The following is a 22689-nucleotide window of genomic DNA, read 5'->3' as shown; positions in this document are numbered from 1 at the left end:
ACCGACCGCCGCCGGCATCTGCCCCTCAATCCCATCTCGGTCAGCCGCTAGCGTGGGCGGCCAAAGCGCGCCGTGGTCACTCAACGTGCTGGTCCTACAGCCGCAGGAAGACCGGCCCTCCCCGTGTCACAGTGCGCCCGGTACAGGATCCTCTGGGGAGAATCTGGGGAGTATTCGAAGGCTTGGGGAGCGCGTGGGGAGAATCGGCTGCATAACGCAGTACCAAGCTGAAAGACACCGAAAGACGCGTCCCTGCAGTTCAGAGGCCCACAGAACCCCGAAACCGCAGGTCAGCGCCATCAGGTAGACAACTTCATGACGTACGTACCGAGATCGTCGGCCTCGACGATCCCCGGGAGCGAGCCGCCCTCACGCAGGGGCGTGACGTATCGGGTGGCGATGACTTCGGTCAGCATTTTCCCAGGCTAACCGGCCGTCGAGCTTCACGATCCACGGTGTGGGCCGAACCTCCGCTCTTCCGGAGGAACAAACCGTCGACGGCCCGGCGCGGCTGAGTGGGGCCGTTCCAGCGGACGGCGGGGACGTGGACAGCGGTGAGTCTGCTGGTGCGAGCCCAGCGAATGAAGTGCCCGGCCGTCTGCCGGTAGGTGGCAGAGTCGTCGGTAAGCCACCGGTCGAGGTCGGCCTGCCGGCAGGTATCCAGGGTGAGTTCGTGGGCCTTCAGCCACTTCAGGAAGGCGACGGCCGCGTGGGTGCGTTGACGTGCGGATATGAACTGCCGCGGGGTGACGGGGCGGGCCTTTGCGGGAGGGATACGCACACCGCTGGCACACCTGACTGAGCGTTTGGTCCGTTGGTTGGTTCTTGATCCCGGGTCAGGTTCCGCACAAGTTCGGGGTGGCTCGCCGGTGAGTCTGCGGGTCTTCCGCATTCCGCGCCTGAACCCGCCCTTCCGTATATGACAAGGCTCATTAGGGACGTTTCACTGTGACGGGGCCAACAGTTATCCGTGCATGGCAGGCATATGCGGAAGGGTAGGTTCTGGTCGGCATCCATGGGGCGAGGGCAAGGAACTCTGCGTGAGCGCTACAGCTGGCATAGCCAGGCCCTTCGACCGCCGCGCCCTCATCTCGCTGCTCCGACGGCTGAAAACGCCAGAGGGGCAGGCCGAGCCCTACGGCCTGCTGGGTGACCTGAGGGCTATGGGCGACGTCGTACGCGCCCCCTGGGGCGCGTACTTCGTCACCGGCTTCGACGCCTGCAGCCAGGTGTTACGCGGCCGCACCTGGCTGGCACCCGACTTCGCCTGGCAGGAGCGGCGGGCGGACGTCGGGCACTGGGATGCCCCCGCCACCCGGGAGATGACCAGGACGCTCGCTCGCCTCAACGCGCCCGAGCACACGTGCCAGCGGCGCAGTCTCGGGAATCTCTTCGACAGGTCCACCATCTCGGAGCTGACGCCCCAGGTGGAACGGGACGTCACCCGGCTCCTGGACGAGTTGGCCGACAAACTGCGCTGGGGCGAGGCCGACTTCGTCAGCACCATCAGCGAGCAGCTGCCGATCAGCACCATCGGCTCCTGGCTGAGCCTCCCACAGGGAGACTACGCGCGCATCTTGGACATCACGCACCGTCAGGTGCACGCCCAGGAGCTGATCCCCACCAAAAGCGAGCTCGATGTGTCCGCCGAGGCCACTGTCCAGCTCCGCGCGTACTTCACCGACCTGATCGAGCAACGCCGCGCGCAGCCCGGCGACGACGTGCTGTCCAAGTGGATACGGACCTGGGACGAACTGGAGCCGGACCGCGCGATGGCGGACGAGACGCTCTACCGGCTCGTCATGTTCGTCACCATCGCCAGCTTGGAGACCACCGCGACGCTGCTGTCGGCCATGGTGTGGCTTTTGTTGAGCGAGCCCGGCCGCTGGGCGTGGCTCGGGGAACATCCCGAGCACATCGACGCCGCCATCGACGAGGTGCTGCGCTACGACCCGCCCATCCATATCAACAGCCGTGTAGCCGGGGCCGACACCATCCTGGCGGGTGTCCCGATTGCCAAGGACTCCATGGTCCACGTCATGCACGGGGCCGCCAATCACGACCCACGGCGCAATCAGGACCCCGACGCCTTCAACATCCTGCGTGGCGGCGACCACCTCACCTTCGGGGGCGGCGCGCACTACTGCCTGGGCGCGGCACTCGCCCGGCTGGAGGCGCGCACCCTGCTGACCCAACTGCTTGAGCGTTTCCCCGACCTGCGTGCCGTCGCGCCACCCACGTACGCGTCCCGCATGGTCTTCCGGCGTGTGACCTCGCTGAACGTGACGTTGTGAGTCTCTCCCTTCCCGCCCCCCTGCCCCCCTACGGGCGGCCGAGCACGGTACGGACCATCGACGCAGGGTCGGTCCTCCATGTCGAACTGGACTCCCCCGCCACCGGCAATGCCGTCACCGAGGACATGCTGGACGACCTGTTGACAGTCCTGAGTTCACAGGACCCCGATGTCAGGGTGCTGGTGCTCAGCGGCGCCGGGGACGACTTCTGCCTGGGCGGGGACCGCAACGAGTTCGCCGACTGGCTCGACGAGAACCCCACCGGACGCGGCATCCGCATCGCCGGCGACAAAGCCCGCCGGGTCTGTGAGGCGATCTCCACCAACCGGGCCGTCACCATCGCCAGGGTGCAGGGAAAGGCCATCGGCGCTGGTCTGGCACTCGCTCTCGCCTGTGACCTGCGCGTCGGCGCCGACACCGCCGGATTCAGGCTGCCGGAGCTGGCACTCGGTCTGCCCACCGCCTGGGGCGGTGTGCTGCCGCGGCTGATCCACGAGGTCGGCGCCGCGCGGGCCCGCGAACTCATCCTCACGGGAAGGTCCTTCGACGCCGCCGAGGCGTACGAACTGTCGATCCTGCAACGCGTCGTACCCGCTGACGCTCTCGACGACGCCGTGACCGCCTGGTCGAAGCCGATCGTCCGCCGCCCCGAGGCGGCCCTGCGCGTCACCAAGGCACTGCTCAACTCGTACGCCGCCGCGACCCGCCTCGCCGACCCGTCCCTCCTGGACGCGGAACTCATGGCCTCGGTCGCCGCCGCGACCCGCCGGACCCGCAACGCCGGCGGGACGGGGCCGGTGCCGATCCGGTAGTCCACCGCCAATGTGACAGATCGACAGCCATCACAGACCGTCATGCCGCGCCTGTCACCATCGACGAAGGTCCGCGGGAATTACATCTGCGCCGCCTTCCCGGCCACGTACACCTCGATCCCGTCGAGCAGGCGCTGCACTCCAAAGTGCACCACCGGGCGCACCGCGCCCTCGCCGGACTCGGACGGATCGGACTGCGAAGCGTCCGAGTCGCCGCCCACCGGGGGCTCCCCGGACTGGGTGACCAGCGCGGCCACCATGGGGAAACGATCCGTCTCCAGGATGTTCTCCAGCACCTGCGCGTAACCGAGTCCCATGGGCACCAGGTCTCTGGTGAATCGCGCCAGGTCGCGGACGGCCGACGAGACGAACATGGCGAGCGCCGCCATATCGTCGCGCGACAGGCCGATCGAGGAGACACCGCTCAACAGCGCCTCGAACCAGGCAAGTTGGTTCGGGCCGATCGGTGGATTCTTGATCTGGACCCGCACCAGCCAGTCGTGCGCCTGATAGACCTTCCACAGCTCGTCAACCCACAGCTCGACCTCGGCCCGCCACCCTCCGGCGACCTGGGACATGTCCGGCGCCGGCCCGCAGGCGACGTCGGCCATGATGTCGACCAGCTGCACTTTCCCCGGCACATAGCGGTACAACGACATCGTGCTGTACCCGAATTCGCCCGCCAGCCGCTGCATCGACAGGGCGTCGAGGCCCTCGGCGTCCGCGATGCGGATAGCCGCGTCGACGATTTTGGCCACGCTCAGCTTCGGCTGCGGTCCGCGGCCCGTCCGGCCCCCCACCGACCACAGCAGATCGAGACTTCGCTCGATGTCCCCCGGCTTCGCATCACCTTGTCTGACCTCTTCCGACACCTCTGTCCCCTCACCGCTTGACGTCACAACAACTTTCTGCGTACCTTATACACAGTTAGTGTACGACGCATGCAGATGGCGATCCGATTGCCCATTCCGTTCGATCGGTCGACGCCCGGGAAAGAGGGTACCAATGGCAGGTATCGACAACCCGATCGCAGTTCAGGCGCTCACAAAATCATTTGGTGAGGTAGCAGTACTCAAAGGGATCGACTTCTCTGTCGAACACGGCACAATGTTTGCCCTGCTGGGCCCGAACGGCTCAGGAAAGACCACCATTGTCCGAATTCTGAGCACTCTGCTGAGCCCGGATTCGGGCACGGCCCTGGTCAATGGGTACGACGTGTCCACCCAGGCGCGGGCGGTGCGCGGCGTCATCGGTCTGACGGGCCAGTACTCGGCCGTCGACCAGCAGCTGTCGGGCCACGAGAACCTGGTGATGATGGGGCGGCTCTACCACCACCGGCGCCCCGAGGCGAAGAGGCGGGCGGACCGCCTCATCGAGCGGTTCGACCTGGTGGAGGCCGCCGGCCGCGCGGTGAAGACGTACTCGGGCGGTATGCGGCGCCGGCTCGACCTGGCGGCGAGCCTGATCAGCGAACCTCCGGTGATCTTCCTGGACGAGCCGACGACAGGCCTCGACCCGCGCAGCCGCGCCACCATGTGGGACATCATCAGGGACCTGCTCAGGGACGGCGTCACCATCCTGCTGACCACTCAGTACCTGGAGGAGGCCGACCAGTTGGCCGACCGGGTCGGGGTTCTGAACGAGGGGACGATCGTTGCCACGGGCCGCCCCGCCGAACTCAAACAGCGGGCCGGCAAGGAGCGACTGGAGCTGTCCTTCTCCACCCCGGAGGACCTGGCCACCGCGGTACGCGTGCTGGATGGCAGGGCCGACGTACTCGGCGGCGCCGGCAGCTCGCTCGGCACACCCGTGGACGGCCCCAGGCACCTGAAGTGGATTCTCGACCAGATTTACGACGTCGGCGTCGAGGTGGAGAGCGTGACGCTGTCCAAGCCGACTCTCGACGACGTCTTCCTGGCCCTGACCGGCAAGCAGACCGCCTCCCGGGCGGCGGAGGTGACGTCCAAGTGAGCGCGAACGACCTGACCACGAACAGCCCGACGGCGAACGGCCCGACCGCACAGACACCGCCGCTGACCAGCCGCCTGTACTGGGCGCTGAGCGACACCGGCGTCATGATCGGCCGCAGCGTCAAACACGCCACCCGCAACGGCGAGCAGATCGTCGTGGCGACCATGCTCCCCCTCGTCCAACTGCTGGTCTTCCGCTATCTGTTCGGCGGAGCGATCGACACCGGCCCAGTGGGGTACGCGAGTTACGTCATCGCCGGGCTCATCATCATCTCGGTCGCTTTCAACGCGTCGAACACGGCCGTGGGCATGGCCAACGACCTGAGCGAGGGAATCGTCGAGCGCTTCCGGTCGATGCCCATGCTCAGCACCTCGGTACTGACCGGGCACGTCGTCGCCTCGGTGGTCCGGCACTTCATCTCGATCACCGTGGTCGTGCTCGTCGGGCTGCTGATCGGCTTCGAGCCACAGGGCAGTTTCGTCCAGTGGCTGGGCGCACTCGGGCTGCTGACCGTGTTCGCCGCGGCGGTGTCGTGGCTCTCCATGATCTTCGCCCTGGTGGCCAAGACCGTCGAGGGCGCCAGCGGGCTGAGCCTGATCATCGTGTTCGTGCCGTACGCGAGCAGCGCGTTCGTGCCGCCGGAGACCATGCCGGGAGTGCTCCAGGGGTTCGTCAACAACCAGCCTTTCACCCCGCTGATCGACTCGGTGCGCGGGCTGCTGCTCGACATGCCGATCGGCAACAGCGGGTGGATCGCACTGGCCTGGTGGGCCGGCATTCTGCTGACGGCCATCCCGGTGGCGAGCCTGCTGTTCCGCCGGCGGTCCGTGCGCTGATCCGGCCCCCGACCCGCAGTAGGGGCGAGTAGGGGTAGGAATGGCTCCGTACGGCCTGCAAGATGACGCCTCGGACGATTTCTGGCTTATCCCCACCGCGACCGAACAAGGATTAAGAGCCCATGACGGATCGTGACGATCAGCACTTCGAGAAGTACACCCTCCCGGACGGCCGCATTATCACGTGCACCAATCAATTCAATACGGCGGGAGTCTGGCAGGAATTCGCGGACGGGCTCTATGCGAAATGCACCGCCAGGCTCCGCCCCGGTGAGACCGTCGTCGACATCGGCGCCCATGTCGGACTCACGGCGCTCCTCTTCGCGGACGCCGCCGACGAACTGCGCGTGGTCTCCTGCGAGCCGGCCCCTCCGACGTACGCCTGCCTGCGGGACAACTTCTCCCGGCTGCTGCCGGGCGGGGTGCCCGTGCAGACCGCGATCGGCGCTGAGCCGGGCACGGCGGAGCTGACGTACTACCCGCACAGTGAGGTCATGACCACGCTGCATGTGGACGAGACGGACGACCGCCGGAACATGGAGGCGGCTCTCACCAATTTCGGCATCGACGACCCCGCGAAGCGGGACTCGTTCATCGCCACGTCCCGCTCCGAGGCCCGGAGCTTCCACGTTCCGGTGATTACGCTGTCCCAGCTGATCGACGACCACGCCATCCAGGACATCGGCCTGCTGAAGATCGACGTGGAGCGGGCGGAGCTCGATGTGCTGCGCGGGATCGAGGAACGGCACTGGCCGCTCATCCGCACCGTGGTGGCGGAGGTGCACGACGTGGACGGGCGCCTGGACGAGTTCCTGCGGCTGCTGCGCGAGCACGACTTCGCGATCAATGACGTACAGCAGGACGTCTACGACGGAGCCAGTACGCACATGATCGACGCGGTACGCGGCTGAGATCAGTGGTCCGTCGCCGCGCGCACCGCCGCGCGGCGGCACAGCCACGCCGTCAGCGGGCCGGCCACCAGGGTGACCCCCAGGGCCAGCGACAGCGCCTTGGCCGGGTCGCTCGCGAAACTGGCCCCGCCCAGCAGCCCGATGCCGATGACGTACCCGGTCCACAGCAGCGCGCCGGCGGCGTCCAGCAGGAGAAAGCGACGTACCGGAAGCTCCACGCTGCCGGCGGCCAGCGTCGACGACACCCGGCCGCCCGGCAAGAAGCGGCCCACGACCACGAGGGCGGTGGCGTGGCGGGCGAACAGGCCCCGCACACGGGTGAACAGGTGGCCACCGCGCGTTCCGCGCGACAGACGGCGGGTGAGGCGCGGCCCGGCGAACCGCCCGACGCAGTATCCGGCGCAGTCGCCCGCCACCACCCCGCATACCGTGACGACGGCGAGCGCCGTCAGCAGGCGGGGGTCGGGGCCGATGAGCAATCCGATCGCGACCACGCTCGTCTGGCTCGGCGTGAACGGCAGCAGACCGCCGCACCCCGCGACGAGGAACACCATGATCCACAACCAGGGCGAGTCCAGCGTTCCGCGCAGGACCTCGGCGGCGTGCACAAGGGGGTGGGACATGAGGCTCCCGGATGGCGAGCGGTCGGCGGACCCGTGGACGGACGGAGCCCCGTGTATCAGCCTGCGGCAGCGCGCCTGCCGTGAACCATGGCTTTAACTCCCGTCTGTGCGGTGGTCATGGGTACACCTCGGGCGGAGGCACACCACCCATGCCCCGGCCGGGTGGAGACGGCAGACTGACTGCTGACGTGATGGAACGGGAACAGGAAGCACCGGGGAGAGCACGGATGAGGATTCACAGCACACTGGTCGCGGGGGCGCGGGGGCTGGGGCTCGCCCTCGCGGCCCTGGCCGGCTCCCTGGCGCTCATCGTCCTCAGCCTGGTGTCGCTCATCCTGACCGTGGTGGGCGTGGGGATCTGGACAACACCGGTCGTGCTGTCGTGGGTCCGCGGCTTCGCCGACTACCGACGGGTGTGGGCGCACGCGTGGACCGGTGTGGTCATCCCGACCAGCCACCGGCCGCCACCGCCGGGCCCGGGTCTCGTCGGGCGGGTGCGGTACTTCGGCGCCCTGATGAGGGACCCGGCCACTTGGCGCGAGCAGTTGTGGCTGTGGGCGGACGCCTTCGCCGGCTATCTCGTCGCGCTGCTCCCCGCGGCGCTGCTCGTGTACGGCGCGGCCGGGTTCCTGCTGCCCCTGCTGTACTGGCTGTCCGGACAGCGCGGTAAATGGTACGGCTTCTGGCTGCTCGACCTGTCGCACCCCGGGGTGTTCGTGACCATGCCGGTGCTCGGGGCCGGACTTCTGCTCCTGGCGCGCGGCGCCAACCCCGCGCTGCTGCGGGCCCATTTCCGGATGGCCGCGGCCTTTCTGGCGCCGCCACGGACCGAACTCGCGGAACGTGTCGCCTACTTGACGGAGTCCCGGCACGACGCGGTGGACGCGTCGGCCGCGGAGATGCGCCGGATCGAACGGGATCTTCACGACGGGGCGCAGGCGCGGCTGGTCGCCATGGGCATGAACCTCCATACCGTCGACGTACTGATCGAGAAGGACCCCGCCCGGGCCCGGGAGATGCTGGCGGCGGCACGGCGTTCGTCGGCCGAGGCGCTGACCGAACTGCGCGACCTGGTCAGGGGAATCCACCCACCGGTGCTGGCCGAGCGCGGTCTCGGCGACGCCGTACGAGCGCTGGCGCTGCGGATGCCGCTGCCGGTGGGCGTACGGGTCGAGACGACGGGCCGCGCGGAGGCGCCGGTGGAGACGGCCGTGTACTTCGCGATCAGCGAGCTGCTCACCAACGCGGCGAAACACTCGGGGGCCGGCCGGATCGATGTGGAGATCCGCTACGAGCGGGAGCACGACCGGGGGCCCGGAAGGCTGGTGGCCGAGGTGTCGGACAACGGGCGCGGCGGCGCGGCCGACCCGGCGGGCAGCGGAGCAGCGGGCCGGGAGAGCACGGGCCTGGCCGGGGTACAGCGCAGGCTGGGCACGTTCGACGGGACGCTGGTCATCGACAGCCCGGTGGGCGGGCCGACGCGGGCCCGGATCGACGTTCCCTGCCTGCTGGTCCAAGCGGCACCCGCCCAGGACCAGGCGGGCTCGTGAACGGCGGCCTGTGAAGTCCCGGCTCCCGTACGGCTCCTGAACGACCCCTGGGATTCCCGGCGCCGGCCGACCGGGAGGTCCGGCGCCGTACGCCGGCACGCCTCCGCCCGGCCGGGCACTCATACGACCGCGCGCACCAGCTCGAACGCCTCGGCTAGCGGACGGGCAATCTGCGAGCCGCGATACTCCGCGAGTGCGCGCACGCCCCGCTCGCTGCGCGGGGCCGGCCACGGCTGGAGTTCCTTGCCGTAGCAGCGCAGGGCCTCGATCTTGCGCTCAAGGTGGCTCTCCTCGAGCGGCTGCCAGACCGTGGGCCGGAAGCCGGGAGTGATGCCGGACGCCTCCCCGGTGTCGGTGGCCGAGCGGATCTCGAAGCTGCGCACCTGCCGGACGGAGCCGCGCGCGGGGCGGCCGGCGATCCGCGCGGCACGGCTGACCAGCTGGTGGTCGAGGCTGAGGTCGGCGAGGCTGGTGGTGAAGATGGTATCCGGCTCGAATTCCCGTACCTCCTCCTCCACCAGCCGGTTGAGCTCCAACTGGCCTACCGTGTCGAGGCGGTTGTCGCCGAACTCGTGGATGGTGAGCCGCTTGATGCCGAGGACGGCCGCCGCGGCTTCGATCGCGGGAACCCGGTTGGTCGCCGGCGGACCGTCGATGCCGGCCGAGCGGGATCCGTCGTCGTTGGTCAGGACGCACAGGGCGACCGTGACACCACGCTCCGCGAGGCGGGCGATGGTGCCGCCGGCGCCGAGCGTCTCGTCGTCGCCGTGTGCGCCGACGACAAGCAGTTTTTCGGTCTGTGTCTCCACTTGGGGCCCCCGTGGGCGGCGAAGGCGCGACCGGCAGTGCGGTCGCGCGCGTCGGGTTGATGACCGGTGCGGCAGAGCCGGCTGCGCCCCGCCCGGGGGTGCGTAACTGTGTCGCACGAAAAAGGGTGCCAGGACCAGGCGGGGGGATGGCCTGATCCTGGCACCGACCCGGGTGACGGGGATACCCCTAATCTCGGGGCTGCCCGGGGGACCGGGGGTCTGGGGAAACCTCTACTGCGTGTGTCCGGCCGCCTCGATCGCCCTCACTCGCAGGGCGCGCCGGGTGGGCATGATCGTCGCGGTCAGGGTGAGCAGGGCGACGAAAGCGATGATGCCGATGTAGACGAAGACGGATCCCCTGGGCACCATCAGGTCGAAGCGGGAGAGCAAGAAGGGCAGCAGACCGACGATCGCGCCGATGGTCCCGAGTACCAGTCCGGAGAAGGCGATCACGGATGCCTCCATGCCGACCATCCGCAGGACCTGCTTCCTGGTCGAACCGGCCAGCCGCTGGAGGCCGAACTCCCGGGTGCGGCGAACGGTCGCGGTCACGAGCGCGTTCACCATGGCGAGGGCGCCGAATCCGATGACGACGACCACCACCAGGTAGCTGGCGAGGACTTCGGTGTTGAAGGCGTTCACATAGCTGTCGGTGAGCGCGTCGCGGTCGGCCGCCTCGGCGCCCGGGACGGTGCCGGCGAACTTCGTGAGCGAGGCGGTGACTTCGTCGACGGAGACGCCGGGCGCCGCCTTGACCATGATCCGTGTGGTCAAGCCTGTGTCCGTGTGCGCGGCGAGCAGGTCGGCCGGCAGCAGGATGGTCTCGAAGCCGTCCCTCGCCTTGAACAGCGCGGTGACCTCCAGGGTGACCCGCTCCCTGTCGCCCAGCCGCATGGTGATGGTGTCGCCGACCCCGCGCCCGAGGGACTCGGCATGCGTCTCGGCGAGTGCGACGGTGTTCCCGCGCAGCATGCCGAGGTCGCCGTCGGTCGGGGTGACGGGCGCGGTGCCCGCGGAGCCCGCCGCGGTGATGCCCTGGGTGGGCCAGCCGTCCTTGGTCTGCTTACTGTCCTTGGGCGAGTCGATGTAGCCGACGCTGGTGACGAACGCCGAGGCCGCGGCGACATCGGGAACCTCGCGGACCTTCTCCAGGGTGCCGGGGGCGAATCCGCCGGGCGGCGCGATGAGTGCCGCGTCGGCGTGCATGTTCTCCGAGTAGCGCTCCTTGGCCATGGCGACCTCGGTGGTGCCCATATAAAGGTCGGCGCAGGAGATACCGGTGAGCAGCATGATCGGGGTGATGACCGCGGCGATACGGGCGGTACGGGCCCGGGTGTTGAGGGCCGCGAGCCGTCCAGAGAGACCGAAGAGCCGCATGGGGCCGCTGAGCAAGGCGAGCATGCCCTGGGCGATGCGCGGACCGAGAAGGGCCAGGCCCATCACGAACAGCGTGGTCGACGAGCCGGCGGTGCTGCCCGCCAGCGGGCCCTGCATCACGGTCACCGTCATCACGCCGGTCGAGGCGCTACCGAGGAAGCAGAGCACGGCGAAGAAGATCCGGGCCTTGCCCAGCGGCCGGCGCTGGACATCGGCATCGGCGAGCGCCTCGGTGGCACGGACCTGGGTGGCCCGCCTGGAGGCGAGACCCGCGGCGCCGAGCGCGGTGGCCAGGGCGAGTACGGCGGTGCCGGCGATGGAGATCCAGCCCAGCTGGAAGGTCATCTGGGCGGAGGCGACCTGTCCGTCGACGAGCCGTTCCATGATCCAGCGGCTGAGGTAGGGGCTCGGCAGGATCGCGAGGGCGGTCGCGACGAGCGACAGCACGAAGGTCTCGCTGAGCACCATCCGCCGCAGTTGCCTGGGGGTGGCGCCGCTGGCTCGGAGCAGTGCCATCTCACGGTGGCGCTGCTGGACGGCGAGGGCGAGCGGTGAGGCGACGCCGAACAGGGCGACCGCGGTCACCATGCCGCCGAAGACGATGGAGACGATCTGGAGGTTCATGGTGTAACGCTGGGCCTCGGGGAACTCGGCGAGTCCCCGGTCGTCGCCGGTGAGCGCGACCGCCGGGCGGTCCCCGAGCACGGTGTCGATCCGTTCACGCAACTGCCCGGCTTCGGTGCCCGGTTCGGGCAGGACCGCGATGGCCGCGGCCTCGCCTTTGTCGGGCAGGAGTCCGGCGATGTCTGCCTGCGAGAAGAAGACCGCGTCCTGGTTGGTGACGTGGTCGGCCTCGGCGGTTCCGGCGAGCCGGTAGGTGCGGGTGGTGCCACCGGCGGCGACGGTCGTCTCGTCGCCGACCTTCAGGCCCGCGCGCCCGGCCAGGTCGCTGTCGAGGACGATCTCTCCGGACCGCAGCGCGCCCTTGCCGTCACCGAGCCGGTAGGGAGCGAGGGCAGCGGAGTCCCAGCCGTGAGCGACGGTGGGCCGGTCGCCCTTGACCTTCTCCTTGTCCTTGATCACGCCGGCGGGCAGCGAGACGTCGACGACGGTCTTGGCCACACCGGGCAGCGCGGCGATCTCGGCGGCCACGGCAGCCTCGACGGGGACGCGTTCCGGCAGCTTCACCTCCGTACTGCCGTCACTGAGCTTGTACGCCTGGTCGCCGGCGACAACGACCGGTGCGGCGGCCAGCCTCTCGGGCGGGACGACGTTCTTGATTCCCGATTCGAAGAGGCCGCCCCACGACATGAGGAGAACGGAGCCGAGGAACATCGCGAGGAAACTCGCGACGAAGCTGCCTTTGCGGAAGCGCAGGGTGCGCATGGCGAGCATGAACATCAGAGGGTCTCCCTGGCGTACACGCCGGCGGCGGCGCGGGGGCTGTCGGCCCCGAGATGCGCGAGGTGCTCGGCGACCGCCTCGACGGTCGGCTGGAAGAGCTCGCCCGCGAACACACCGTCGGCCAGGAAGACCACGCGGTCGGCGTAGGAGGCGGCGACCGGGTCGTGGGTGACCATGACGATGGTCTGGCCCTCGGCACGGACCGCGTGCTGCATCAGGGTGAGAACGGACTTGGCGGTCTTGGTGTCCAGGGCGCCCGTGGGCTCGTCCGCGAAGATCACGTCCGGCCGGGTGACCAGGGCGCGGGCGATGGCCACCCGCTGCTGCTGCCCCCCGGACATCTCATCGGGGCGGTGGTCGCGTCGGTCACCGAGACCCACCTCTTCCAGGACCGTGCGGACGAGGCGCTTGTCGACCTTCCGGCCGGCGAGTTGCAGCGGCAGCGTGACGTTCTGCTGGGCCGTCAGCGCGGGCAGCAGGTTGAAGGACTGGAAGATGAACCCGACCTTCTCGCGGCGCAGCAGGGTCAGCTGGGTCTCGTCGAGGCCGGCCAGTTCCTGTCCGGCGAGTTTCACCGATCCCGAGGTCGGCTCGTCGAGTCCTGCCGCGCACTGGAGCAGGGTGCTCTTGCCGGATCCCGAAGGACCCATGACGGCGGTGAAGGCACGGCGGTGGAAGTCGACGGTGACACCGCCCAGTGCGGTGACCCTGCTGCCGCCCTTGCCGTACATCTTGCGTACGTCGGTGAGCCTGATCACGGCTTCCATCGCGGCACTGTTTTGGGTTTCCACGTCTCGTATCTCCGGCTTTCCGTCGCCCGTTGAACTCTGCCCCCTCACCGTAGGTAGGCTGCCAGGCCGGCAACACGGAGTTGAGAGGCGTTCCGACGGTGGTGTTTTCTACACCCCCTACCGGCCGAAATGAAGAAATCCAGGTACCCCTAACTCACCCCACTGAGTATCAGATTCCGCTCAAATCATGTTGACGCCGCACAGGTGACCGTGTAAAACGCGTACTCGACGTTTATGCCACATACAGAAGCGCGAGGGCACGTATGACTGACACCAGTCCCCCCATCGCGATCCAGGGTCTCACCAAGGCGTTCGGGAAGGTGCCGGTGCTCTCCGGGGTCGACCTCGCCGTCCCGCCCGGGACGATGTACGCGCTGCTCGGCCCGAACGGCGCGGGCAAGACGACCACCGTACGGATCCTCAGCACGCTGATGACCCCGGACGGGGGCACGGCCCGGGTCGCGGGGTACGACGTCGTCGCCGACCCCGGGCCGGTGCGTGCCTCGATCGGTCTCACCGGCCAGTACTCGGCGGTCGACGGGGGCCTGACGGGCCGGGAGAACCTGGTCATGATGGGCCGGCTCTACCACCTGGGACGGCAGACGGCCCGGCGGCGGGCGGACGAGCTGCTGGAACAGTTCGACCTGGCGGGCGCCGCGGACCGCAACGCCAAGACGTACTCCGGCGGTATGCGGCGCCGGCTCGACCTGGCGGCGAGCCTCATCGGCGCCCCCCCCGGTGATCTTCCTGGACGAGCCGACGACAGGCCTCGACCCGCGCAGCCGCGCCACCATGTGGGACATCATCAGAGACCTGCTCAAGAACGGCGTCACCATCCTCCTGACCACCCAGTACCTGGAGGAGGCCGACCAGTTGGCCGACCGGATCGGGGTGCTCAGCAGCGGCACGGTCGTCGCCGAGGGCACCGCCGCCGAGCTCAAGCAGCAGGTCGGCCAGGACCGCCTCGAACTGACCTTCCGCGACGAGACGGAGCTGCAGACGGCGCTGGGGATCCTGGGCGGCCAGGCGGTCCGCGACGAGCGGAAGCAGTTCGGGCTGAGCGCCGCGGTCGACGACTCCAGGCATCTGAAGCGGATCCTCGATCAGGTCGAGGACTCCGGGACCGACATCGAGCACATCACCCTGTCCAGGCCGACGCTCGACGACGTGTTCCTCACCCTGACCGGGAAGAGCGCGCCCGACCCGGGCGCCGAGCGGGCGGAGGCCCTTGCCACATGAGCACCCAGGCACCATCGCTGAAGCCCCTGGAACCCTCGGAGCGGCCGGCCCGGCCGGTACAGCCTCTCGGGCACTCACGGCTCTTCTGGGCGCTGAGCGACACCTTCGTCCTGATCGGACGCAGTGTGCGCCACGCGTTGCGCAACGGCGAGCAGGTAGTCGTCTCGACCGTGCTGCCGCTGGTCCAACTGCTGGTCTTCCGCTATCTGTTCGGCGGAGCGATCAATACCGGAAGCGACGTCGACTACGCCGGTTACGTCATTCCCGGCGTGATCATCATCAGTATCGGCTTCAACGTGTCGAACACCGCGGTGGGCCTGGCCAACGATCTTCAGGAAGGAATCGTGGAGCGGTTCCGCTCCATGCCGATCGTCGCCACCGCCATGCTGACCGGGCATGTCACCGCATCCGTGGTGCGCCATTTCATCTCCATCACGGTGGTGGTGCTGCTGGGCCTGGTCATCGGTTTCGAGCCGAAGGCCGGCGTGCTCGAATGGCTGGCAGCGCTCGGGCTGCTGCTGGTGTTCGCCGCCGCGGCGTCCTGGCTCGCCACGGTCTGCGCCCTGCTCGCCAAGACCGTGGAGGGGGCCAGCGGGATCAGCCTCATCATCGTGTTCCTGCCGTACGCGAGCAGCGCGTACGTGCCGCCGTCGACGATGCCGGACGCGCTGCGCGGGGTCGTCGAGCACCAGCCCTTCACGCCGCTCATCGATGCCGTACGCGGGCTGCTCCTGGGCACCCCGATCGGCAACAGCGCCTGGATCGCGCTGGCCTGGTGGCTCGGAGTGCTGGTGGCCGTCGTCCCCCTCGCCGGGTATCTCTTCCGGCGGCGCGCGTTGCGCTGAGCACTCGGATTGGCCTCGCGCTTTCACGTGACGGGCTGTCCGATGTTTGATCGTAAACCCGAAGAACGCTCCTGACCTGCAACGATGGGACTTGTCCAGGGTCCTTGCCCAGGGTCCTTGCCCATGCTCGCCCTGAGTGGCACCGCCCGCCTCTGGGAGCCCCGCCGTCTGCGCCTGCGGCTCTTCTCTGCCGCCGCCCAACTGGTCACCACCGCACGAACGCGGATTGGCCGCCGGCCAAAGCTGACGGCCAAAGCTGACGGCCAATCACGCAAGATCGACGTTAATGATCACGTTAGGGGCGAATAGGGGTAGGAATTGCTTCCCGGCGGACCTTATCCTTCAGGCATCGACACGGAATTGAACGGTGTTCGAGAACTCTTGGAGCGGGGCACGAATATCCGCTCGTAACGCCTGCGAAGCAACCGGAAGATCATCGACAATACCACCCTTTTCCGGAAATCGTCGGGCGCTTAGCAATTCGCCAGCAACTCCCTGACGGAGTGGGGACTCAAAACAAATGCCACCAGAGCAGAATTCGTCTGTAGCCGTCATCGGAATGGGCTACGTGGGTCTGCCGACCGCGCTCGGGCTGCACGCGGGCGGACTCACCGTCCTGGGCGTCGACCGTGATCCGGACCGGCTGGAGACGATCCGGGCGGGCCGGGCCGATCTGATCGAGGCGGACCAGCGCCGGCTTGAGAAGTCGCTGCCGCAGGAGACCTTCCAGCTGACCACCGACCTGGCACGGCTGGCCGAGGCGGACACGGTGATGGTCTGCGTACCAACGCCGGTCGACCGTCATCGGATGCCCGACCTCGCCGCGCTCAAGAGCGCCTGTGCCGCGATTCTGGAACACGCGCGGCCCGGCCAGACCCTGATCCTGACGTCGACAAGCTTCGTCGGCACGACCCAGCAGCTGCTGGTCGCGCCGCTCACCGAGAAGGGGTTCGTCGTCGGCGAGGACATTCACGTCGCGTCCAGCCCCGAGCGCATCGACCCCGGCAACAACACACACACCCAGGCAGAGACTCCCCGGGTGATCGGCGGCGTGAGCGCCGAGTGCGCCGAGCGCGCTCGGCAGGTCATCGAGGCCCTCACCCCGGTGGCACATGTGGTGGGCTCCCCCGAGGCCGCCGAGATGACCAAGCTGTACGAGAACTCCTTCCGTGCGGTCAACATCGCGCTGGCCAACGAATTCGCCGAGGTCTGCGCCGAACTGTCCCTGGACCCCATCGAGGTGACGGACGCGGCGGCGACGAAACCGTACGGCTTCATGAGGTTCAACCCCGGTCCCGGTGTCGGCGGGCACTGCATTCCGTGCGACCCGCACTACCTGCTGTGGCAGCTGCGCGAGTCACGCGGTACCGCCCCGCTGCTCAGCCAGGCCATGACCTCGATCGCCGATCGGCCGCGCCAGGTGGTCAGCCGGCTACTGGAGGCACTGTCCGCCGCCGGCCGGGGGCTGGCCGGGGCGCGTGTGCTCGTCGTGGGGGTGACGTACAAGCCCGGTGTGCAGGACGTCCGGTCGTCCTCCGCCCTCGACATCATCGACCAGCTCTGTGCCCGTGGCGCGAAGGTCGACTACTACGACCCGCTCGCCCGCCGGCTGACCCTGCTGGACGGCAAGGTGCTGGAAAGCGTCGTCCAGCCACGCGGGAACGACTGGGACGTGGCGCTGATCCACACCGCGCATCCCGGACACAACTACGACTGGGTGGCCGACTGCCCCACGGTCGTGGATGCCACTTACCGCTTCGAACTGGCCGGCGCCCGCTGACGCCGTGCCCGGCTTCCTCAATCGTCCCCGGCTTCGGGAAAGGAACCGAGCGTGCGATACCTGATCACCGGCGGGGCTGGCTTCATCGGCTCCCATCTGACCGAATACCTCCTCGGCCTCGGCCACGAGGTGACAGTCCTGGACGATCTCAGCACCGGAAGCCGGGCCAACCTCCCTGCAGCCGGCACGGAGACCGGGCTGCGCTTCGTCGAAGGCGACGTCTGTGACCCCGGGACGGTGGACACCGCGATGGAAGGGGTCGATGCCGTCTTCCATCTCGCCGCCGCGGTCGGGGTGTTCACGATCCTCGACAAGACACTGTCGAGTCTGCGCACCAATCTGACCGGCACGGAGACCGCGCTGGAGGCGGCCCGCCGGCACGGCACGCCCATCCTCGTCGCGTCGACAAGCGAGGTGTACGGCAAGAACACCAAGGACGGACTGCGCGAGGACGACGACCGCATCGTCGGATCCCCGCTGCTGAACCGCTGGTCGTACGCCGAGGCGAAGGCGCTCGACGAGACCTTCGCCTATCTGTACAGCGCCGAACTCGGCCTCAGCACGGTGATCGTGCGGCTGTTCAACACCGTCGGCCCCCGTCAGACGGGCCGCTACGGCATGGTCGTACCGCGCTTCGTGGAACAGGCGCTGGCGGACGAACCGATCACCGTGTTCGGTGACGGTCAGCAGTCCCGCTGCTTCTGTCATGTGTCCGACGTGGTGCCCGCGCTCGTCGCGCTGCTGGCGGACCGGAGCACGCACGGAACGGTGTACAACCTGGGCAGTTCCGAGCAGGTCACCATCACTGAGCTGGCGAAGCGGATCATCTCGGCGGCCGGTTCGTCCAGCAGCATCGAGATGGTTCCTTACGAGAAGGCGTACGGCCCCGGCTTTGAGGACATGCAGCGCCGGATCCCCGACTGCGGCAAGGCGCGCGCCGCGGTCGGCTTCGCGCCTTCGCGCACCCTCGACGACATCGTCGCCGCCGTGATCGCGGAGCGTCGCGAGGCGTCGGACAACGCGCTGAGCGGGTAGCGATGCTGCCGGCCGTGACACCGGCGAAAGGGGCGTTCCGCGAGATGCGGAACGCCCCTTTCGCCGGTGTCACGGCCGGAGTCATGGCCGGTGTTTCAGCCGGTGTTTCAGCCGGTGTTTCAGCCGGTGTTTCAGCCGGTCAGGGCGGTCGCCCAGGTACGGACCGACCGGTCGACGGCCTTCAGGACCCGCTCGCTCTGCGAGTTGAGATAGAAATGCCCACCGTCCGCGAACACGTCCAGCGTGTACGGGCCGTCGGTGTGTTCCCGCCAGGCCTCCGCCTCATCCAGGCTGGTGACGGGATCACTGTCCCCGACCAGGACCGCGACCGGGCAGGTCAGCCGAGGTCCTTCGCGATGCCGATAGGTCTCGACCGCCTTGTAGTCACCGCGGACCGCGGGCAGCACCATGCGCAGCAGTTCTTCGTCGCCGAGTACGGCCTCGTCGGTTCCGCTGAGTTCCTTGAGCGCGGCGATAAGCCCCGCCTCGTCGCGGCGGTGCACCGATTCGTCGCGATAGCGGGACGGGGCGCGCCGACCGGAGGCGAAGAGTCCGAGCGGAGCATTCCCCTCACTCTCCATCCTGCGCGCGACCTCGTAGGCGACGGTGGCACCCATGCTGTGTCCGAAGACGGCCAACGGGCGGTCGGCCCACGGACGGAGCGCGTCGAAGATCTGGTCGGCCAGTACGTGAATGTCGTCGACGCACTCTTCGTTCCGCCGGTCCTGTCGGCCTGGGTACTGAACGGCCAGGACATCGACGTCCGGTGAGAGTGCCGTTGCCACCGAAAAGTAGAAGGTTGCCGAGCCCCCCGCATGCGGAAAACAGACCAACCGGACCGGTGCGTCGTCCGCGGGCTGGAATCGGCGTATCCAGGGGTCGCTGTATTTGGTGATAGTTTCCACGTAAAGAACATCTATCAATGGTGCCAAGCGGGGGTCAACCCCTATTTTTCCAGAATGATGGATTCCGGTTTTTTGCAGGACGTCATATTCCAGAGGCTGCGCGACCACCCCTCATTCACTAAGAGGATGCCTCACGGGGGCTGACTGTTGATGCAGCGTGGTGCTGGACTGTGAGCGTTGATTTGTCGCGTCGGCTTGTTCCCGACGGGTTGTGGGAGCTGGCGGCTCCGTTGCTGCCGAGGTTCAAGTCCCGTCCGCAGGGCGGTGGTACGGCTCCGGTCGATTAGCGGGCGGTGTTCACGGCGGTGGTGTACGTGTCCTGTCCGACGCCCAGGGCATCCCGCCGGCCATCGCGGTGTCGGGTGCAAACGTGCACGACAGCCAGGCGTTCAAGCCGCTGATCCTCGGCATACCCGCCGCAACCTCGCCCCCCGGATCGCCCGGCCCGGCATCGAGTCCGGGGAACGGCTTCGGACGCCACCGCTGGAAGATCGAGCGGTTCATCGCCTGGCTCTTCGGCTACCGACGCCTCACCGTCCGGTACGAGCGAAAAGGCGGCCACTTCCTTGCCTTCGTAGCAACCCTGACCTGCTACAAGAAACTCGCAAACTCACCATGTGAGACAAACCCTAACCGGCGCAGCATCAAAGAATGTGACACGGATTTCATCCGAACGAGTGAGACTCCAGTAACCCTTGGGATAGTATCGGGATTGGTATCGGCTGGATCGGCACCAATCATGGGGGAAATGACCATACACATATTATATCAATTCTCTTATCTTTCCCCTCTTTTCTTTTTACACTTTGTAATTGTCCACTCACTTACCCCTGTCGTTCACTATTTTATATCACATCTATTGTAGACCTTCGTTCTCGACGGGTTCATTCGCCGGAGTAAGGAGGTTACGGACGCAATTGCCCTCAGTGCGATCGGAGCGAGGGACGAGCGCTCGCTGGGAATGGGCGTAGTGGACCAGCTACTGAAGAGCGCCGAACTGCCGGCCAAGGCCACCGACCGGGCCAGGCGGCTCCTCGCCGAGAGCAGTACGTGGCTGGCCGGGGACGGCACGCACGCACCGGCCAACGCGATCACCCCGAGCGGCGTGCAGTTCATCCGAAACGTCTGCGACGCATTCCTGGAACTGGCCGAGGAGCGCCCGCTCATCATCGCCGTCGACGATCTGCAATTCGTCGACGAATGGTCGGTACGTTTCCTTCTCCAATTGCATCGACGCATCAAATCTACGCGCGTACTGATGCTTCTCGGGCAATGGGATCGACCGCACATCAGCCTCCATTCGTCGCATGCCGATCTCATCAGGAATGCGCACAAACAAATCACCCTCGCCCCCGTATCAGTATCCACGGTGGAAGATCTCATACGCGCGGAAACCGGCTGTGCCGCCGATAGAGAAATCGCCGTGGAATTGCATGGAATTGCGGCCGGAAACCCTCTCCTGATAAATGCACTCATCACGGACTGGGCAGCCGGTAAATTCAATCGCAAACCCGTCACGGAAAGTTCGTTCGCGCAGGCCGTCATCAGCTGCCTCACCCGGTGGGACGCGACTCATCTCGAAATAGCCCAGGCCCTGGCCGTACTCGGCGAGCGAGGTTCGGCGGAACTCGTCGCGCAGGCCGTGGGAATTCCCGTGGGCGGCCTGACGGAGGTGCTGGACATCCTCACCGCGGCGGGTGTTCTCACGGGTGAAAACTTCCGCCACCCGGTCGCGGCACAGGCCGTGCTGGACAGCATGCCCCCTGCTCGACGCGCTGCGCTGCACGGACAGGCGGCAGAGCTCACCTACCGGCGAGCGCTCCCCGCGGAGGAGGTCGCACGCCACCTGGTGGCGGCGGGACGGTCACCGGGCCCCTGGGCCGCGCCCGTCCTGCGGAACGCCGCGGAACAGGCTGCGGCCGTCCACGACATCGAATTCGCGGCTTCCTGCCTGGAGTTGGCGCTGAGCACCAATGTCGACGGCGCGGAGCGCACATTCCTCAGCCGGGCACTCGCCCGAATCAACTGGCGGCGGAATCCTTCCGCGACGGCCTTGCATCTCGGGCCGCTCCTCGCCTCTCTGACAAGCGGAACTCCCGAACCTCGTGATGCCGTGACGGTCGCACGGCATGCCCTGTGGCAGGGCGACGAACAGCTGCTCGCTCGCGCATTCGACGCTCTCCCCTGTTCCCGCGAGGCCTGTGGTCATGAAACACGCGCGCTCCTGAGCCTTGCCTGCCAGTGGCATTTCACTCCGACGCACCGCGAGTTTCCAGGTTCCGACGACGCTCCCTGCTCCGGAGAAAATCCCTGGGTTCATACCGCTCGCGCCCTGTCCCGGGTATGGGCAGATGGACCCAGCAAGTCAGTACTGGAGAGTGCCGAACATATTCTGCTCAACTGCCGTCTGGACGACACGACTCTGGAAGCAATGGCGACGGCCATCGTGGCACTCGAACACGGTGGCCAGGCCGAACGGGCGGAGCGGTGGTGCCGCCGGCTGATCAGCCTGGCCGAGCAGCGGGGAGCGGTGACCTGGCGAGCGATGCTCCAGAGCGTCGGAGCCAGGATCGCGCTGCGCCGCGGCGACTCGGAGCAGGCGGTCGAGCAGGCCCGGACCGCGCTGGGGTCGCTCGACAACGCCGGGTGGGGCATAGCCGTCAGCCAGCCACTGACCGTACTGTTGCTCGCGAACACGGCGAGGGGCGCGTACGACGAGGCCGCGGAGGCGCTGGACCACTCGGTGCCCCAGGCGATGTTCAAGACCGCCGGCGGACTGCAGTACATGTGGGCACGCGGGCGCTACCACATGGCCACCGGACGGTTCCTTGCGGCGGTGAGCGACTTCGAACAGTGCCGGACGCTGTCCGTGGAGTGGGGAATGGACTCCTACATCCTCGCGTCCTGGCAGGGGGACCTCAAGCGGGCCAACGCGCAGCTCAGCTACAGCACGATCATCTCGATGCCGCAGCGGGGCAGCGGCGAGGAACGCGTGGCCACGGACGGGTCGTCGACCGGTCACGCCACCGGACCGGGCCTGCGTATCCCGGGCCAGCGCGGGTGTTCCTCCTCGCAGCCCATTCCCGCCGACACCCCACAGACGGCGGCTCCGGCGGCCTGGGGGGCGACGCAGCTGCTCACCCCGCCGTCGACCGAGACAGTCGCCGAGACCTCGTCCGCGTTGAGCGACGCCGAGCAGCGGGTCGCCCAACTGGCCGTCAAGGGACGGACGAACCGGCAGATCGCCAGCATCCTGTTCATCACGGTCAGTACTGTCGAGCAGCATCTGACCCGGGTCTACCGCAAGCTCGGCGTCAAGGGCCGCAGCGATCTCCCGCCCGAGCTGGACACCCTCGCACTTGAGCACGAGAAGCCCCGGTCCTTCGCACACGAGGCGTACTGCGCGGAGATCAGTACCCGACTGGCCTGAGGCCTTCTCGGCTCAGGCCGGTGACGGATTCGGGTCAGAGCAAGGCTGCCGCCATCGCGTGATCGTGCGCGATGGCG

General features: G+C 67.8%; 19 protein-coding genes and 2 pseudogenes. 12 read left to right on the top strand and 9 right to left on the bottom strand.

The features are described from left to right. Positions 1–305 precede the first annotated feature (305 nt). Positions 306–416 (bottom strand): annotated as a pseudogene (locus ABCR94_RS39285) (HipA family kinase); the annotation flags it as partial. Positions 417–1163: 747 nt separating this feature from the next. Between ABCR94_RS39285 and ABCR94_RS32870 the strand changes: the two are divergent. Further along, positions 1164–2294, top strand: a complete 1131-nt coding sequence (locus tag ABCR94_RS32870) for a cytochrome P450 (RefSeq protein WP_347124559.1) — start codon at positions 1164–1166, stop codon at positions 2292–2294. Then, on the top strand, positions 2291–3106 hold the full coding sequence (locus ABCR94_RS32865; RefSeq protein WP_347124463.1) for an enoyl-CoA hydratase/isomerase family protein: 816 nt from the start codon (positions 2291–2293) through the stop codon (positions 3104–3106). The genes ABCR94_RS32870 and ABCR94_RS32865 overlap by 4 nt, the downstream gene beginning before the upstream one ends. Positions 3107–3186: 80 nt before the next feature. Here the strand turns inward: ABCR94_RS32865 and ABCR94_RS32860 are convergent, their stop codons facing one another. Next, positions 3187–3978: a TetR/AcrR family transcriptional regulator gene (locus ABCR94_RS32860; RefSeq protein ID WP_347124461.1), complete on the bottom strand. Its 792-nt coding sequence runs from the start codon at positions 3976–3978 to the stop codon at positions 3187–3189. A gap of 133 nt (positions 3979–4111) precedes the next feature. Here ABCR94_RS32860 and ABCR94_RS32855 point away from each other — a divergent pair, with 133 nt between their 5' ends. The 3 genes from ABCR94_RS32855 to ABCR94_RS32845 all read left to right on the top strand — a co-directional run bounded on the left by ABCR94_RS32855 (position 4112) and on the right by ABCR94_RS32845 (position 6824). Beyond that, positions 4112–5077, top strand: coding sequence for an efflux ABC transporter ATPase subunit, DrrA-related (locus tag ABCR94_RS32855; RefSeq protein ID WP_347124459.1), 966 nt, complete (start codon positions 4112–4114; stop codon positions 5075–5077). Further along, on the top strand, positions 5074–5913 hold the full coding sequence (locus tag ABCR94_RS32850) for an ABC transporter permease (protein WP_347124457.1): 840 nt from the start codon (positions 5074–5076) through the stop codon (positions 5911–5913). Before ABCR94_RS32855 ends, ABCR94_RS32850 begins: the two co-directional genes overlap by 4 nt. A gap of 122 nt (positions 5914–6035) precedes the next feature. Then, positions 6036–6824: an FkbM family methyltransferase gene (locus ABCR94_RS32845; protein ID WP_347124455.1), complete on the top strand. Its 789-nt coding sequence runs from the start codon at positions 6036–6038 to the stop codon at positions 6822–6824. Positions 6825–6826: 2 nt separating this feature from the next. Here ABCR94_RS32845 and ABCR94_RS32840 read toward each other — a convergent pair whose 3' ends face one another. Next, complete coding sequence (locus tag ABCR94_RS32840; protein ID WP_347124453.1) at positions 6827–7447, bottom strand: DedA family protein; 621 nt, start codon at positions 7445–7447, stop codon at positions 6827–6829. Between the two features lie 227 nt (positions 7448–7674). Between ABCR94_RS32840 and ABCR94_RS32835 the strand changes: the two genes are divergently transcribed. After that, the gene (locus ABCR94_RS32835; RefSeq protein ID WP_347124451.1) at positions 7675–8997 is read left to right on the top strand and encodes a sensor histidine kinase; all 1323 of its coding nucleotides are present in this window, start codon (positions 7675–7677) and stop codon (positions 8995–8997) included. A gap of 119 nt (positions 8998–9116) precedes the next feature. Here ABCR94_RS32835 and ABCR94_RS32830 read toward each other — a convergent pair whose 3' ends face one another. From ABCR94_RS32830 to ABCR94_RS32820, 3 genes are all read right to left on the bottom strand, one after another. Further along, entirely contained in the window at positions 9117–9806 is a 690-nt protein-coding gene (locus ABCR94_RS32830) for a PIG-L deacetylase family protein (RefSeq protein ID WP_347124449.1), read from the bottom strand. Positions 9807–10037: 231 nt separating this feature from the next. Further along, positions 10038–12584 (bottom strand): FtsX-like permease family protein, encoded by a 2547-nt coding sequence (locus tag ABCR94_RS32825; protein WP_347124447.1) that lies wholly within the window; start codon positions 12582–12584, stop codon positions 10038–10040. Then, on the bottom strand, positions 12584–13354 hold the full coding sequence (locus ABCR94_RS32820; protein ID WP_347124445.1) for an ABC transporter ATP-binding protein: 771 nt from the start codon (positions 13352–13354) through the stop codon (positions 12584–12586). Before ABCR94_RS32820 ends, ABCR94_RS32825 begins: the two co-directional genes overlap by 1 nt. Positions 13355–13641: 287 nt before the next feature. On the opposite strand from ABCR94_RS32820, the pseudogene ABCR94_RS32815 reads away from it, so the two are divergent. The 5 genes and pseudogenes from ABCR94_RS32815 to ABCR94_RS32795 all read left to right on the top strand — a co-directional run. Then, positions 13642–14052 (top strand): annotated as a pseudogene (locus ABCR94_RS32815) (ATP-binding cassette domain-containing protein); the annotation flags it as partial. 64 nt (positions 14053–14116) lie between these two features. After that, positions 14117–14617 (top strand): ATP-binding protein DrrA1-3 family domain-containing protein, encoded by a 501-nt coding sequence (locus ABCR94_RS32810; protein WP_347124443.1) that lies wholly within the window; start codon positions 14117–14119, stop codon positions 14615–14617. Then, a complete protein-coding gene (locus tag ABCR94_RS32805) occupies positions 14614–15462 on the top strand; it encodes an ABC transporter permease (protein ID WP_347124558.1) in 849 nt (282 codons plus the stop codon). The genes ABCR94_RS32810 and ABCR94_RS32805 overlap by 4 nt, the downstream gene beginning before the upstream one ends. A gap of 520 nt (positions 15463–15982) precedes the next feature. After that, positions 15983–17242: a nucleotide sugar dehydrogenase gene (locus ABCR94_RS32800; protein WP_347124441.1), complete on the top strand. Its 1260-nt coding sequence runs from the start codon at positions 15983–15985 to the stop codon at positions 17240–17242. A 51-nt stretch (positions 17243–17293) separates the two neighbouring features. Beyond that, on the top strand, positions 17294–18277 hold the full coding sequence (locus ABCR94_RS32795; RefSeq protein ID WP_347124439.1) for an NAD-dependent epimerase/dehydratase family protein: 984 nt from the start codon (positions 17294–17296) through the stop codon (positions 18275–18277). Positions 18278–18408: 131 nt separating this feature from the next. Here ABCR94_RS32795 and ABCR94_RS32790 read toward each other — a convergent pair whose 3' ends face one another. From ABCR94_RS32790 to ABCR94_RS32775, 3 genes are all read right to left on the bottom strand, one after another. Continuing rightward, positions 18409–19173, bottom strand: coding sequence for a thioesterase II family protein (locus ABCR94_RS32790; RefSeq protein ID WP_521978392.1), 765 nt, complete (start codon positions 19171–19173; stop codon positions 18409–18411). 988 nt (positions 19174–20161) lie between these two features. Beyond that, positions 20162–20515 carry a hypothetical protein gene (locus tag ABCR94_RS32780; RefSeq protein ID WP_347124435.1) on the bottom strand — a complete coding sequence of 118 codons (354 nt, stop codon included), beginning with the start codon at positions 20513–20515 and terminating at the stop codon, positions 20162–20164. A gap of 24 nt (positions 20516–20539) precedes the next feature. Continuing rightward, positions 20540–20968, bottom strand: a complete 429-nt coding sequence (locus ABCR94_RS32775) for a hypothetical protein (protein ID WP_347124433.1) — start codon at positions 20966–20968, stop codon at positions 20540–20542. 645 nt (positions 20969–21613) lie between these two features. Between ABCR94_RS32775 and ABCR94_RS32770 the strand changes: the two genes are divergently transcribed. After that, positions 21614–22612 (top strand): LuxR C-terminal-related transcriptional regulator, encoded by a 999-nt coding sequence (locus ABCR94_RS32770; RefSeq protein WP_347124431.1) that lies wholly within the window; start codon positions 21614–21616, stop codon positions 22610–22612. Positions 22613–22689: the final 77 nt, after the last annotated feature.

It is taken from the genome of Streptomyces changchenzhani (assembly GCF_039766235.1).
Lineage (GTDB): Bacteria > Actinomycetota > Actinomycetes > Streptomycetales > Streptomycetaceae > Streptomyces.
The sequence above is the reverse complement of the archived record's forward strand: the minus strand, read 5'-3'. Positions and strand labels throughout refer to the sequence as shown.